Source organism: Mesorhizobium sp. M0800, from assembly GCF_040320095.1.
Taxonomy (GTDB): Bacteria; Pseudomonadota; Alphaproteobacteria; order Rhizobiales; family Rhizobiaceae; genus Mesorhizobium.
Genome location: NZ_JAMYOZ010000006.1, coordinates 53817 through 68176, shown reverse-complemented (window position 1 = coordinate 68176; position 14360 = coordinate 53817). Strand labels below are relative to the sequence as shown.

Below are 14360 nucleotides of genomic sequence, written 5' to 3'. Positions count from 1 at the left end.
AGGCTTCATGAAAAGGCGCGGGTCGAGGCCCGCGCCTTTTTTGTTGCGTCGAGAATTCGTATGCCCGGATCACGCCGCGAGGTCAAAACGGTCGGCGTTCATCACCTTGGCCCAGGCCGCGACGAAATCCCTGACGAACTTCCGCCCGGCGTCGGCCGATCCGTAGACCTCGGCCAGCGCCCGCAGTTGCGCGTGCGAGCCGAAGATCAGGTCGGCGCGGGTGCCGGTCCACTTGACTGCCCTGGTCTTGCGGTCGCGCGCCTCGTAGACTTCATCGGAGCCGGCGGCCGGATCCCAGACCGTGTTCATGGAGAGCAGGTTGACGAAGAAATCGTTGGTCAACGTGCCCGGCCTGTCGGTGAACACCCCGTGCTTCGACTGACCGGTGTTGGCGCCGAGCACCCGCAACCCGCCGACGAGCACCGTCATCTCCGGCGCCGTCAAGGTCAGCAGCTGCGCCCGGTCGACCAGCATCGCTTCGACCGACATCGGCGGCTTGCCCCTGACATAATTGCGGAAGCCATCGACTTTCGGCTCGAGCGCGGCGAAGGACTGGACATCGGTCTGTTCCTGCGAGGCGTCCATGCGGCCTGGCGTGAACGGCACCCCCACGTCATGGCCGCCGTCTTTGGCCGCCTTCTCGATCGCGGCGACGCCGCCAAGCACGATCAGGTCGGCAAGCGAGACCTTCTTGCCGCCGGACTGCGAGTTATTGAAGCCCTTCTGGATACCTTCGAGTGTCTCGAGCACCTTGGCCAGCTGGTCCGGCTGGTTGACCTCCCAATCCTTCTGCGGCGCCAGGCGGATGCGGGCGCCGTTGGCGCCGCCGCGCTTGTCGGAGCCGCGGAAAGTCGAGGCCGAGGCCCAGGCGGTCGAGACCAGTTCGGAAACGGACAGGCCGGAGGCCAGGATCTTCGCCTTCAGCGAGGCGATGTCCTGTTCGCTGACCAGCTCGTGGTCGATTGCCGGTATCGGGTCCTGCCAGATCAGCTCTTCCTTCGGCACGAGCGGGCCGAGATAGCGGACGACCGGACCCATGTCGCGATGCGTCAGCTTGAACCAGGCGCGGGCGAAGGCATCGGCGAACTGATCAGGATTCTGATGGAACCGCCGCGAGATCTTCTCGTAGGCCGGGTCGACGCGCAGCGCGAGGTCGGTGGTCAGCATCGCCGGCGCGCGGCGCTTCGACGGATCGTGCGCGTCCGGCACGGTGCCTGCACCGGCGCCGCCCTTCGGCGTCCACTGATGGGCGCCGGCCGGGCTCTTGGTCAGCTCCCATTCGTAGTTGAACAGATTGTCGAAGAAGTTGTTGCTCCATTTGGTCGGCGTCGTGGTCCAGGTCACCTCGAGGCCCGAGGTGATGGCGTCGCCGGCAATGCCGGTGGCATGCTTGCTCGACCAGCCGAGGCCCTGCGCCTCGATGCCGGCGCCTTCCGGCTCCGCCCCGACCAGCGATGCATCACCGGCGCCGTGCGTCTTGCCGAAGGTGTGACCGCCGGCGATGAGCGCCACGGTTTCCTCGTCGTTCATGGCCATGCGAGCGAAGGTCTCGCGAATGTCGCGCGCCGCGGCCAATGGATCGGGCGTGCCGTTCGGCCCTTCCGGGTTGACGTAGATCAGCCCCATCTGCACGGCGCCGAGATGGCCGTGAAGTTCGCGGTCGCCGGAATAGCGCTCGTCGGCGAGCCATTTGGTTTCCGATCCCCAGTCGACGTCCTGCTCCGGCTCCCAGACATCGGCGCGGCCGCCGGCGAAGCCGAAGGTCTTGAAGCCCATCGATTCCAGCGCGACGTTGCCGGTGAGGATCAACAGGTCGGCCCAGGAGATTTTCCTGCCGTATTTCTGCTTGACCGGCCACAGCAGCCGGCGCGCCTTGTCGAGATTGGCATTGTCCGGCCAGCTGTTGAGCGGCGCGAAACGCTGCTGGCCGGCGCCGGCGCCGCCACGGCCGTCGCCGATGCGATAGGTACCGGCGCTGTGCCAGGCCATGCGGATGAAGAGCGGGCCGTAATGGCCGAAATCGGCCGGCCACCAATCCTGCGAATCGGTCATCACCTGGTGCAGATCCCTGATCACCGCATCGAGATCGAGGCTCTTGAATTCCTTGGCGTAGTCGAAGTCCTCGTCCATCGGGTCCGAGAGGCTGGACTGCTGATGGAGGACGCCAAGGTCAAGCTGGTTCGGCCACCAGTCACGGTTGCTCCTCCTGGCCGATCCATGTGGGACCGGGCATTTGCCGGCGCTGTTGTCGTCGGTTTTCGCGTCCATCTTTGCCTCCGATTTGTTGATTTTCCGGGATTTTTTTGATTTTCCGGGCAGGGCCAGCGGCCGCGCCATTCTGGAATGGTTCCAGACTAGCCCGCCCAGCCGATAAAGACAAATTGCCTTTGCTGTTTATTCTGATAGGTTTTCCTTATGATCGGTTTGACCGTCCGGCAGATGCATTATTTCGAGGCGCTGGCGCAGACGCTGCATTTCGGCCGTGCCGCAAAACTCGCCGGCGTCAGCCAGCCGGCGCTGTCTTCGCAGATCGCTGAGATGGAGCTGCGGCTGAATTGCCCTCTGTTCGAGCGCGGCGGCAAATCGGTGCGCATGACCGACGAAGCGCAGGTCCTGCTGCCGCGCATCGAGCGCATTCTTGCCGACGTCCGCGACGTCGAGGCGACGGCCCGGCGCGGCCGCCCGGCGCTGGAAGGCCGCTTCCGGCTCGGCATCATCCCGACGGTAGCGCCCTATCTCCTGCCGCATGTGCTGCCGGAGCTGAAACGGCATTTCCCGGCCTTGCAGCTGGAACTGCGCGAAGCCGTGACCGCCTCGCTGGTCGAGGACACCAGTTCGGGAAAGCTCGACGCCTTCGTCGCGGCGCTGCCTCTCGATTACCCAGGCCTGGTTACCGAGGAACTTTTCTCCGACCGGTTCTTCCTGGCCGTGCCGGCCGGCGATCCCGCCTTCGCCTCGCCGCCGGTGCCACCGGAGAGCCCGGCACTGGAGCGGCTGATGCTGCTGGAGGAAGGCCATTGCCTGCGTGAACAGGCGCTCGCCGTCTGCGGCAACGTGCGGCCGGTGGCGATGGCAAGCTACGGCGCGACCAGCCTGACGACGCTCTTACAGATGGTGGCGCATGGGCTCGGCGTCACGCTCATCCCGGAAATGGCGGCAGGGCCGGCCAGCACTATCCCCGATTTGAAGATCGTGCCGTTCCAGGAGCCGATGCCGCAACGCACGATCTGCCTGGCGTGGCGACGCAACAAGGTTCGCCACGACGAATGCGTCGAACTGGCCAAGATCATTCGCGGGCTGGATACGGCGGTGCTGGCAGCGTAGAGCGGCGGGTCAAGGATCCGGTTTTAGCCCCGAAGCCAACCCGCAAGAAAGGAACGGCTTCAATCATTTTCCCAGGCTGCGAGCAACGGGCCGTTGCTTCCATAGACAGGGTCCTTGCGCGGACGGCCGACCCTGGGGATCGTGACGACTGCCTTGGCATGGTCGGCGGCGGTCGTACACAGGTCATAGGTGCCGGATGGAGGATAGGCGCCGACAACCAAAAAGTCGTCGGATGCGGAAAGACGCTGGTGCCCGGTGCCGGCCGGAAGCACCGCGACGTCGCCGGCCTTCAGCGACAGGATTCGTCCCTTGTTGCCGCCAAACCGGACGTTGGCCATCCCGCGCGCGACGCCCAGCACCTCGTGTATCCGCGAATGGTAGTGAACGTAACTGTAGATGCCGTTGCGCCAGCTATCGCCCCAGCCATTTGCCTCGAAAAGCGCCTCCATGACCGCCGCCGGATCGAAGTCTTCGGGCAGCTTCACGGCGCCGCGATAGACGACAAGCGGCCAGGACGGATGGTTGGGCACCAGGCCATCATCGCTGAACCGAAATTCATTCGCTTTGCGCGGCCTCAGGAGGTCGGGGAGCTCTCGCCTGCCCGGCCTGGCGATACCGGTGACCTGCTCGACGGCTTTCTTCGTGGTTTGCAGAATGCTCATGATGCGGCCTTGGATTGGTTGTGGCTTCATGCCGATTAACCGGCTGCATGGCGGGTCGGTTCCGCTGAGGCTAGAGATCTGCGATCTGTGCGGTCGGCATTTGACGTCTGGGCACATGGAAGCCGCCCAAGTTTCAAGGCTTGAACACCGCAAGCATGTGAAGATCCAATCGGTCCCGCCGCTGTGTCGTCCCATGGCACGGATGAGACGATGCACTGTTTACCACAGCGCTCGCGACAGCTCGCGAAACGGGCGACCCGCAGAGGCTTTTTTCGTGTTATGATGCACCTGCAACGCGCGTAATCTCGACCTCGGCAATATGGCAAAGGTCGAAAGCAATTTTTGCCCTGGCGTCCCCCAGCACGGACTCAACTCCGGATGGCTGGGCGTGCTTATCCGGGGCGAGGAGGTTGTCCATGTCCACGAGTAATGTCGAACGCCCGCTGCAGCCGGGCGACCGGGCGCCGAATATTATTCTCGATGCGATCTCCCGCGAAGGCAAAATCGCGCTCACTGATTTTCGAGGTCGTAGCCCATTGTTGATCGGCTTGTTTCGAGGCCTGCACTGTGCGTTCTGCCGGCGCAATGTCGCGGCTATGGCGCAACTCAAGCCGGCCCTGGCTGAGAAAGGCGTCGAATGCCTGGCGGTCGTCAATACGCCGGTAGAGCGTGCACGGCTCTATTTCCGTTACCATCCGACACCCGATCTTCTCGCCGCGTCCGACCCGGAGCGGGCCTCGCACCGTGCTTTCGGCTTGCGCGAGATCGGGATGGACAAGGTCATGGGGATCCGTATCGATCTCCCGGGTGAGTTGCCCGAGCCTATGGACCCCATCGCAATAAACGAGTTGCTCAACAAGAAGGACGGGTATGAGATTACGGAAGCCGATCAGCAGATGATGGCTTCCGCTAAGGAGCTGCTGGTTGGTCAGTTTCTCATCGACCGAGGGGGCATTGTACGCTGGAGCTTCACTGAAGTTCTGGAGGCTGGCCTCAATACCCCCAAGGCGCCGAATCCGGAGGAATTGATGTCAGCGGCTTCCCAAGTTGCACATTAATGGGCTGCGGAAATAGGCGGCTGACAACTCGCTCGACGACCGCGCCCTTCCCGCTCACTACCAGGGAAAGGCCGTCCTGGGTCAAAACCTGAAGATCGTGGATGACCGCTTCGCGCCCGATCTCGGCCGTAGAGATCAGCTTCTCCGGGTCCTGAAAGCAGACATCGCAAGCGAGGACTCCGGAGGTCGCGGTTGCGCCCTCAAGCCCCGCCCGGTCGACCAGATAGAAGATCGCATTGGCCTCGCCGCCCGGTATCATCTCGCTGAACTGGATGCGGCTGTTAGGCTGGATCAGACCGAGCAGGGTCTCCGCCGCACCTCGACGCCGAGATCGCGCAGATCGTGGCCGTTGCCGCGCCGCGCCGATTTTCTGGAGTGATAAGCCGCGCCCGACGCGGCGAATTCGTAACCCTACTCGGCGGCCGTCTCCGATGGCGCCTCTGCCGGCCCCGAAGGCTCAGCCTCGGCACGGGGCTTGCGCCGTGAAAACAGCGACCTGAGCGTGACGTAGAACACCGGCGTCAGGAACAGGCCGACGAAGGTGACGCCGAGCATGCCGGAGAATACCGCGGTGCCGAGCGACTGGCGCATTTCTGCGCCCGGGCCCGTTGCGATCATCAGCGGCACGACACCGAGGATGAACGAGAAGGCGGTCATCAGGATCGGCCGCAGCCTGAGCCGGCAGGCTTCGACGGCAGCCTCGGCGGCCGACAGGCCGCGTTCCTGCGCCTGCCGCGCGAATTCGACGATCAGGATCGCGTTCTTGGCGGCAAGCCCGATCAGCACGATGAGGCCGATCTGCACGAGGATGTTGTTGTCCAGCCCTCGGAGCGACACGCCGAGCAACGCCGCGAGCACGCCGAGCGGCACCACCAGCACAATGGCGAACGGCAGCACCCAGCTTTCATATTGCGCCGCCAGCGCCAGGAACACGAACAGCACCGACAGTCCGAAGATATAGACAGCGGCATTGCCGGTGTTGCGCTCCTGATAGGCGAGCTCGGTCCATTCGTAGGAGGTACCGGCCGGCAGCGTCTTTGCCGTGATCCCTTCCATCAATGCCAGCGCGTCGCCCGTGGAAACGCCGGGCGCGGCGTTGCCCTGCAGCGGCACCGAAACGTACATGTTGTAGCGCTGGACCAGCGCCGGGCCGGTGACGTCGCGGATCTCGACCAACGTGCCGAGCGGAACCAGCGCGCCGGTCGCCGAGCGCACCTTCAGTTTCAAGATGTCGGCGCGATCGAGGCGGAACGCCTGGTCGGCCTGCGCCCGCACCTGGTAGACGCGCCCGAAAGCGTTGAAGTCGTTGACGTAGGCGGTGCCCAAATTGATTGACAGCGCCTCGAAGATGTTGGGGATCGGCACGTTCAGGATGCGCGCCTTGTCGCGATCGATCGCCAGGAAGAATTGCGGGCTCGACGCGGAGAACGTGGTGAACACGCCCGTCAGCCCCGGCGTCTTGTTGGCCTTGCCGGCGATTTCGTTGGCAAGCGCCAGGATCTGCCGCATGTCGGCGCTGTTGCGCTCCTGGATCTGCAGCTTGAAGCCGCCGGCATTGCCGACGCCGCGGATCGGCGGCGGCGGCAGTGCGATAATGAAGGCTTCCTTGATGCTTTGCAGGCTGCCGAACAGATTGCCGATGACCTGGGTCGCCGACTGGCCGGCTTTCAGTCGCTCGTCAAACGGCTTGAACCTGGCGAAGATCACGCCCGCGTTGCTGGCGTTGGTGAAGGTCGCGCCGGAGAAGCCGGCGAAGGCGACTGCGTAGTCGACGCCTGGCGTTTTCTGGATGATCTGCGACGCCTGCTGGATGACCGCATCGGTCCTCGACAGCGAAGCGCCGTCCGGCAACTGGATGACGACGATCGCATAGCCCTGGTCAAGCGACGGAATGAAACCGCGCGGCACCGACTGCACCATGTAGGCCGTGGCGTAGATGAGGGCCGCGAAAACGGCCAGCATGGCGGCGATCGTTATCCACGAGCCGACCAGCACGCGGATGATGCTCGAATACCAATGGGCGACCCTGTCGAAGCCGCGATTGAAGCCGTCGGCGAGCGCCCGTCCGAACCGCGCCAGGAAAAAGCGCGGCGGCGCCGCCGCGGCGTGATGCGGCTTGAACAGCAGTGCGGCCAGCGCCGGCGAAAGCGTCAGCGAATTGAATGCCGAGATCGCCGTCGACACCGCGATGGTGATCGCAAACTGCAGATAGAACTGCCCAGAAATGCCGGGGATGAAGGCTGTCGGTACGAACACGGCTATCAGCACCAGCGAGATCGCGATGACGGCCGTTCCGACTTCGTCCATGGTCAGGTGCGACGCCGGATTGGGCGCCAGCCCTCTGGCGATATTGCGCTCGACGTTTTCGACCACGACGATCGCATCGTCGACGACGATGCCGATCGCCAGAACTAGGCCGAACAGCGTCAGCATGTTGAGCGAGAAGCCGGCGGCGTAAAGCACCGCCAGCGTGCCGATCAGCGACACGGGGATCGCCACGATCGGCACGATCGCCATGCGCCACGATTGCAGGAAGACGATGATGACGATGATGACCAGCAGCATCGCCTCGAGAATCGTCTTGTAGACCTCCTGGATCGACTCGGCGACGAACTCGGTCGGATTGTAGACGATGTCGTAGCTCAACCCCTTCGGGAAGTCGCGGGAAAGCTCCTTCATCTTGTCCTGGATCTCCGCGGCTGCGGCGAGCGCATTGGTGCCCGGCCGCTGGAAGATGGCGAGCGCCACCGCCGGTTTGCCGTTGAGATAGGAGTTGGTGACGTAATCCTTGGCGCCGAGCTCGATGCGCGCCACGTCCTGCAGCGAGATCAGGCGGCCGTCGTCGGTCGATTTGACGATCACGTATCGGAAGTCGCGTGCGTCGTTGAAGCGGCCTTGCGTGGTGACCGTGTACTGGAACGCCGTGCCGGTGCTGGTCGGCGGCGCGCCGATCGAGCCGCCCGACACCTGGACGTTCTGGTCGCGCAGCGCCTGCACCACATCGCCCGAGGTCATCCCCAGGGCGGACAGTTTTTCCGGATCGAGCCAGATGCGCAGCGAATATTCGCGTTCGCCGAAGATGATGAGGTCGCCGACGCCGTCTAGTCTGAGCAGTATGTCGCGCACCCGCGAGCGGGCGTAGTTCGAGACGTAGAGCTGGTCGTAGGTATTGTCGGGCGACAGCATGTGCACGACCATCATCAGGTCGGGCGAGCTCTTGGTGGTGGTGATGCCGAGGCGGCGGACTTCTTCGGGCAGGCGCGGCTCGGCGACCGACACGCGGTTCTGCACCAGCACCTGAGCCTGGTCGAGATCGGTGCCCAGCTTGAAGGTGATGGTCAGCGCCATCGCCCCGTCGCCCGACGAATAGGACGACATGTAGAGCATGCCCTCGACGCCGTTGATCTCCTGCTCGATCGGCGTTGCCACCGTCGCTGCGACCGTCTCGGCGTCGGCGCCCGGATACTGCGCGCGAACGACGATGGTCGGCGGCGCGATCTCGGGATATTGCGCGACCGGCAGCTGGGTATAAGCAATCCCGCCGAGGATCAGCAGGACGATCGAAACGACCGATGCGAAGATCGGACGGTCGACGAAGAAATGTGCGAACCTCATTGCTGCAACTCGGCAGTCTCGGCCTTGGGCGGCAACGCCACCATCTCGACCTTCACCTTGGTGCCGGGCCTGGCGTGCATCAGCCCTTTGACGATGATTGTCTCGTCGCCGGTCAGGCCCTGGCGGATGACCCGGTAGCCGTCGAGAAGCGGGCCGGTGCGCACGGGCTTCGCCGACACCATCCCGGCCTCATCCACCAGGAACACGATGCGGCGATCCTGATCGGCGCCGATCGCCTCGTCGGGCACCAGCACGCCGCTATGCGGCAGCGACCCCGGCACGTTGATGCGCCCGAACATGCCTGGCTGGAGAATGCCATCGGCGTTGGGAAACCTTGCACGCACCCGCATGGTGCCGGTCGCGTTGTCGATCCGGTTCTCGGCAAAATCGAGCTTGCCTTTGAATACCGCCTCCGCGCGGTCGGCGACGCGAACCACCACCTCGAGCCCGCCGGCGCCTTCCTGCATGCTGCCGCCGCGCTCCTTCGCATCGCGGGCATAGCTGAAATACAGGCGCTCATCGACGTCGAAATAGAAGTCGATCGGATCGCGCGTAACGATGGTCGTCAGCAAGGTGGAATCCGGCTGCACGAGGTTGCCGACCGACACCAGCCGGCGGTCGATGCGGCCGGACAAGGGCGCCTTGATCTCGGTGAATTCCATGTTCAGGCTGGCCGTCGTCAGCGCAGCCGTCGCGCCCTGCATCTGCGCCTGCGCCGAAAGGTATTCCCGCCGGCGGTCGTCGACCGTCGCGGTTGAGATATTGCCGGTCTTGGCGAGTTCGTCGGCGCGATCCAGCTGCATCTTGGAGAATTCGAGCAGACTCTTGGCGACGTCCACTTGCGACTTGGCGGCATCATAAGCCGCCTGGTACGGACGCTCGTCGATGGTGAAGAGCAGGTCGCCCTTGTTGACCAGTGCGCCGTCCTGGAAGCTGACCTTGTCCAGATAGCCGCTGACGCGCGAACGGATGGCGACCTGGTCGACGGCTTCGAAGCGCCCGACGAACTCGTCGTCTTCGACGATTTCACGGACCACCGGCTTGGCCGCTGTCACCACGGGTAGCTGCTGGTCCTGCGCAAACGCAGTGCTGCTGAAAGCCATGCCGAGCAGGAATGCCGCCGACACGGCGGCGCGGGGAAGCCAGCCGGCCGATCGACAGGGTCGCCCGCCCGCGTCGCGATGCAATTGCCCATTCTCTGGGGTGTCCATTTGCGTCCTCGCTCGCTGGACCCGGAGGTCGGTTGATCCGCTTCTACGCTCAGGCTTTTCGTCGAGATCAGAGCACTGCAGTGTTGTGCATGGCAACATGATCATTTTCCATGTGGGCTGAAATGTCCACCCTGTGGCTGCCCCGCCACCCGCCACTGGCAACGCAGATCCACCGGGCGGTCCGGGACGCCATTGAGACGGGACGGCTAGACCCGGGAGCAGACCTTGGTCCCGTCGGGCTGAACGTCCGCAATCCTTCTTCAAACGTTAAAGCCGCCATTCCGCAATCGGCTGCAGATCGAGACGTTCAAGGCCTTGGTGCTAAGCGTCCGCCCACGGCGCAAAGGAGACAAATTGGCGCCCACCCCTCAAGCCGTCTTTGCTGTCACCACTCTCAATTCTCGACCATCGCCTCATCCGGAACTTTTGCGGCTCGCCTACTTCGCAACTCAATGCGGAAACGGATGACCGCTCGTTCGAAAACCGGTCGATAGTGGTTTGCCACCTCCCCCAACCCTCACGGCACAAATATCAAAAACACCCAAGTAAAAAACACCACCAGATGCACCAAGCCGGTCAAGAACGTCGTTCTCTCGGTGCTAAAGCTTACATTGCAGATGAAGAGCGCCAGAACCAAAAGCACCGTGTCGGTCGCCGGCAGCCCCAGGGTCAGGCCTCTTCCGGTCAGCAGGCTGGCGGCGGCGATTGCCGGTATTGTCAGGCCGATCGTGGCACAGGCCGAGCCCATGGCGACGTTCAGGCCGCGCTGCAGCTCGTTGTTGAGTGCGGCACGAACCGCCGAAATGGCCTCCGGCATCAAGACCAGCGCGGCGATCATTGCGCCGACAATGGCGTCGGCCTGCGGCACCTGGTAGGCGACGAGCGCATCTTCGACGCTGGCTGCGACCTGTTCGGCCAGCATGACGATGCCGATCAGCCCGATCAGCAGGAGAACAGCGCCGGCGGCGACGCTTTCGTGAGCGTCGGTTCGCACTGCGGCGCCATGCGCTTGCCCGTCGATGAAATCGTCGCGGTGGCGGACAGTCTGCGCGAACAGAAAACCGGTATAGAGCAGCACCGAAAGCACGCTGACGAAGCCAAGTTGCGCGGCCGAGAACGTGCCGGGATCGGTGGTTCGCGTGTAGGTCGGCAGAATGAGCGTCATGACGCTCAGCGCGACCAGCACCGCCAGATAGGCGCTGGTCCCTTGGCGGACGATTGCCTGCTTGCGATGGCGCCAGCCGCCAAACGTCAGGCACATGCCGACAACACCGGTGGAGGTGATCATCACCGTCGAGAACACGGATTCGCGCGCAAGCGTCGGGTTGTTGGCTCCGTGCAGCATGATGGAAACGATGATCGACACTTCGATTGCCGTCACGGCGATGGTCAGCACCAACGTGCCGTACGGCTCGCCAACCCGCCTGGCCACCGCCTCGGCGTGGTCGAGCACCACGAAAATGGTGATGAACATGATCGCGCTCGACAGCGCGCCGATAAATATCCTGGTGCCCAGCGACCCTTCGTCGACCGACACCCCGCTGGCCCTGACCGCGACAGCCATCGCCAGCGCGGCCAGCGGCATGCCGTAGGAAACCGCCGATCTTGCGAAACCACTCACTGTCACCTTCTTGCCTTCCCGCAAATCCCGTGGAAGGGCGATTTGCAACCACTGTTGCGCACCGCGACCATCCAGAGAAATCGCATATGACAGGTCATGACGCCATCGCAGCGTACCCCACCCCTAGCCCCTCCCCACAAGGGAAGGACAATCGCGTACGCATTCTTGCGAAGAGGACCCCACCCTAGGGGGAGGGAACGCTGCCGCGCGCCCTTGCTTTCCCTTTGGCGCCGAAACGCAGGCAATTTGCCGAGGTCGGCGCCACCGGAAGTCCCCGTCCCCTTGTGGGGAGGGGTTAGGGGTGGGGGTCCTCTTCGCAAGAATCCGTCGCGATTGCGCTGCCTCCTGCCCCCGCACACCTCGCCTGTCCTCTGGTCCAAAACATCATGTCACCCGCAGGAAGCTCGCGCGCTAGCCGGGCGTGTTGGCCTTGACGACCTTCTTGCATTCGGGCGTCAGCTCGCTCATGTGACCGGCCAGGCATTTGACAACGCGGCCACCGCCCGGCAACACGCCCTTGCACAATCTCTGGTAATCTGCTTGGCAGGCCTCACGCTCGGCCGCCGTCTGCGCCAGCACCGCGGTGGCTGCCAGCTGAGTTGCCAGGAAAAGCACGCCTAACCCAATCCGCATGGACCACCCCTCAAATATGTTGCCCAAACAACGCCTCCGTCACGCGTAGATACAAACGGAAGCCTTTTTTCACGCCGTCTTCTGCGTCACCAATCCTAGTTCGTCGACCATCGCCTGGCGCATCAGGAATTTCTGCGGCTTGCCTGTCACCGTCATCGGCAATTCGGTGCGGAAGCGGATGTAGCGCGGGATCTTGAAATGGGCGATCTGGCCGGCGCAGAACGCCTTGATCTCCTGCTCCGTGGTGATCTGGCCGGGCTTGAGCACGATCCAGGCGCACAGCTCCTCGCCATATTTCGGGTCGGGAATGCCGAACACCTGCACCTCCTTGACCTTGGGGTGGCGATAGAGGAACTCCTCGACCTCGCGCGGATAGACGTTCTCGCCGCCGCGGATGACCATGTCCTTGACCCGGCCGACGATGTTGCAATAGCCCTCGGCATCGATGGTGGCGAGGTCGCCGGTGTGCATCCAGCCGTCGGCGTCGATGGCCTCGCGGGTCTTCTGCTCATCGTCCCAATAGCCCTTCATCACGGAATAGCCGCGCGTGCAGAGCTCGCCCGGCGCGCCGACGGCGACGGTGGCACCTTCGGCGTCGATGGCCTTGACCTCGACATGCGGATGGACGCGGCCGACGGTCGAGACGCGCTTTTCCAGGGGATCGTCGACGCTGCTCTGGAACGAGACCGGGCTGGTCTCGGTCATGCCGTAGGCGATGGTCACCTCAGCCATATGCATCAGCGACACCACCTTCTTCATCACCTCGATCGGGCATGGCGAGCCGGCCATGATGCCGGTGCGCAGGCTGGTGAGATCGAAGGAGGCGAACTCCGGATGGTCGAGCAGGCCGACGAACATGGTCGGCACGCCGTAGAGCGCGGTGCAGCGTTCCGTCGCTACCGCCTTCAGGGTGGCGCCGGCATCGAACCCCTCGCTCGGGAAAACCATGGTCGCGCCCTTGGTGACGCAGCCCATCGTGCCCATCGACATGCCGAAGCAATGGTAGAGCGGCACCGGGATGCACAGCAGGTCGTCGACGGTGAGCCGGATCGCCGCGGTGACGAAATTGCCGTTGTTGACGATGTTGTTGTGGGTCAGCGTCGCGCCCTTGGCCGCACCTGTCGTGCCGCTGGTGAACTGGATGTTGATGGCGTCGTCCGGTTTCAGCCCCGCTGAAATCCGGTCGAGCTTGTCATGCTCGTCGCGGCCGGCCATCGCCAGCACGTCGGCGAAATTGAACATGCCCGCAGAATTCTCCTCGTCCATGCGGATAACGATCTTCAGTGCCGGCAGCTTGTTGGCGTCGAGCTTGCCCGGCGCAGCGTTGGCGATCTCCGGCGCCAGCGTCTCGATCATGCCGAGATAGTCGGAGCTCTTGAACTTGGCGGCGGTGACCAGCGCCTTACAGCCGACCTTGTTCAAGGCATATTCCAGCTCGACCAACCGATAGGCCGGGTTGATGTTGACCAGGATCAGGCCGATGCGGGCGGTGGCGAATTGCGTCACCAGCCATTCCCAGCGGTTCGGCGACCAGATGCCGACGCGATCGCCTTTCTCGAGGCCGAGCGCCAGGAAGCCGGCGGCCAGCGCATCGACCGTCTCCGACAGTTCCTCCCAGGTAAAGCGCTTGTCCTGCTCGACGAAGACGGCGGCATCGAGCGTGCCGTATTTGCCGACCGTATCGGCAAACAGCGCCGGGATGGTCAGGTTGAGCAGCGGCACGCTGCGCTCGCCCGAGACATGCGCCGTGCCGTCGACCGGCGCAATGAACGAACCGCCATCGCGCCTGGAGCGCAAATTGCTGGCATTCTTCAACTCGTCGAGATTGATCGGCATCGCCGTGTCCTCCGCAGACAGGCCGAGCCTATCAGCCCGGCGGGGTGGTGGAAATCCCGCCGATGGCAGGGCTGGGTGGGAACTCGCCTGTAAGGGCCGAAAATAAAAAACCCGCCACGGAGGGCGGGTCTTCGGGGCCAATTGGCACCATAGCGAAATTAGTAGCATAGCTGCCGGCACAAAGCAAGAACAAAATTGCTGTACGTCAAGAAAATCGCTTCAGGTCGGCAGTGCGGCCAAGCTGCCAATCTCCCTCCTTGAGGGGGAGATGGCCGGCAGGCCAGAGGGGGTCGTCTCGCGTGGAGCACCTGCCTGTTCTGTCCGTTAGGAGAGTCGCGTCAAGACGTACCGACCCCCTCTGTCGCCTTTGGCGACATCTCCCCCTCAAGGGGGGAGATTG

Annotated in this window: 9 protein-coding genes; 2 read left to right on the top strand and 7 right to left on the bottom strand. The window is 63.6% G+C overall.

From position 1 onward, the window contains the following. Nucleotides 1-69 precede the first annotated feature (69 nt). A complete protein-coding gene (katG, locus tag NKI18_RS10180; RefSeq protein ID WP_352614845.1) occupies nt 70-2268 on the bottom strand; it encodes a catalase/peroxidase HPI in 2199 nt (732 codons plus the stop codon). A gap of 147 nt (nt 2269-2415) precedes the next feature. Here katG and NKI18_RS10175 point away from each other — a divergent pair, with 147 nt between their 5' ends. After that, nucleotides 2416-3324 (top strand): hydrogen peroxide-inducible genes activator, encoded by a 909-nt coding sequence (locus NKI18_RS10175; protein WP_352614843.1) that lies wholly within the window; start codon nt 2416-2418, stop codon nt 3322-3324. 59 nt (nt 3325-3383) lie between these two features. Here the strand turns inward: NKI18_RS10175 and NKI18_RS10170 are convergent, their stop codons facing one another. Then, on the bottom strand, nt 3384-3986 hold the full coding sequence (locus NKI18_RS10170; RefSeq protein ID WP_353019609.1) for a cupin: 603 nt from the start codon (nt 3984-3986) through the stop codon (nt 3384-3386). Between the two features lie 416 nt (nt 3987-4402). Between NKI18_RS10170 and NKI18_RS10165 the strand changes: the two genes are divergently transcribed. Further along, the gene (locus tag NKI18_RS10165; protein WP_352614839.1) at nt 4403-5044 is read left to right on the top strand and encodes a peroxiredoxin-like family protein; all 642 of its coding nucleotides are present in this window, start codon (nt 4403-4405) and stop codon (nt 5042-5044) included. Between the two features lie 411 nt (nt 5045-5455). On the opposite strand, the gene NKI18_RS10160 is transcribed toward NKI18_RS10165, so the two are convergent. From NKI18_RS10160 to NKI18_RS10140, 5 genes are all read right to left on the bottom strand, one after another. Further along, complete coding sequence (locus tag NKI18_RS10160) at nt 5456-8659, bottom strand: efflux RND transporter permease subunit (RefSeq protein ID WP_352614837.1); 3204 nt, start codon at nt 8657-8659, stop codon at nt 5456-5458. Then, on the bottom strand, nt 8656-9762 hold the full coding sequence (locus tag NKI18_RS10155) for an efflux RND transporter periplasmic adaptor subunit (RefSeq protein ID WP_352615282.1): 1107 nt from the start codon (nt 9760-9762) through the stop codon (nt 8656-8658). The genes NKI18_RS10160 and NKI18_RS10155 overlap by 4 nt, the downstream gene beginning before the upstream one ends. A 625-nt stretch (nt 9763-10387) precedes the next feature. Next, entirely contained in the window at nt 10388-11491 is a 1104-nt protein-coding gene (locus tag NKI18_RS10150) for a calcium:cation antiporter (RefSeq protein ID WP_352614835.1), read from the bottom strand. Between the two features lie 411 nt (nt 11492-11902). After that, nucleotides 11903-12124 carry a cysteine rich repeat-containing protein gene (locus NKI18_RS10145; protein WP_352450969.1) on the bottom strand — a complete coding sequence of 74 codons (222 nt, stop codon included), beginning with the start codon at nt 12122-12124 and terminating at the stop codon, nt 11903-11905. Between the two features lie 69 nt (nt 12125-12193). Then, nucleotides 12194-13960, bottom strand: coding sequence for an AMP-binding protein (locus NKI18_RS10140; protein ID WP_352614833.1), 1767 nt, complete (start codon nt 13958-13960; stop codon nt 12194-12196). Nucleotides 13961-14360 lie beyond the last annotated feature (400 nt).

Bases quoted from the DNA above. Each gene is read 5' to 3' on its own strand.
- NKI18_RS10155 (WP_352615282.1), bottom strand. From the start codon at position 9,762: ATGGCTTTCAGCAGCACTGCGTTTGCGCAGGACCAGCAGCTACCCGTG.
- NKI18_RS10165 (WP_352614839.1), top strand. From the start codon at position 4,403: ATGTCCACGAGTAATGTCGAACGCCCGCTGCAGCCGGGCGACCGGGCG.
- NKI18_RS10140 (WP_352614833.1), bottom strand. From the start codon at position 13,960: ATGCCGATCAATCTCGACGAGTTGAAGAATGCCAGCAATTTGCGCTCC.
- NKI18_RS10175 (WP_352614843.1), top strand. From the start codon at position 2,416: ATGATCGGTTTGACCGTCCGGCAGATGCATTATTTCGAGGCGCTGGCG.
- NKI18_RS10145 (WP_352450969.1), bottom strand. From the start codon at position 12,124: ATGCGGATTGGGTTAGGCGTGCTTTTCCTGGCAACTCAGCTGGCAGCC.
- katG (WP_352614845.1), bottom strand. From the start codon at position 2,268: ATGGACGCGAAAACCGACGACAACAGCGCCGGCAAATGCCCGGTCCCA.
- NKI18_RS10160 (WP_352614837.1), bottom strand. From the start codon at position 8,659: ATGAGGTTCGCACATTTCTTCGTCGACCGTCCGATCTTCGCATCGGTC.
- NKI18_RS10170 (WP_353019609.1), bottom strand. From the start codon at position 3,986: ATGAGCATTCTGCAAACCACGAAGAAAGCCGTCGAGCAGGTCACCGGT.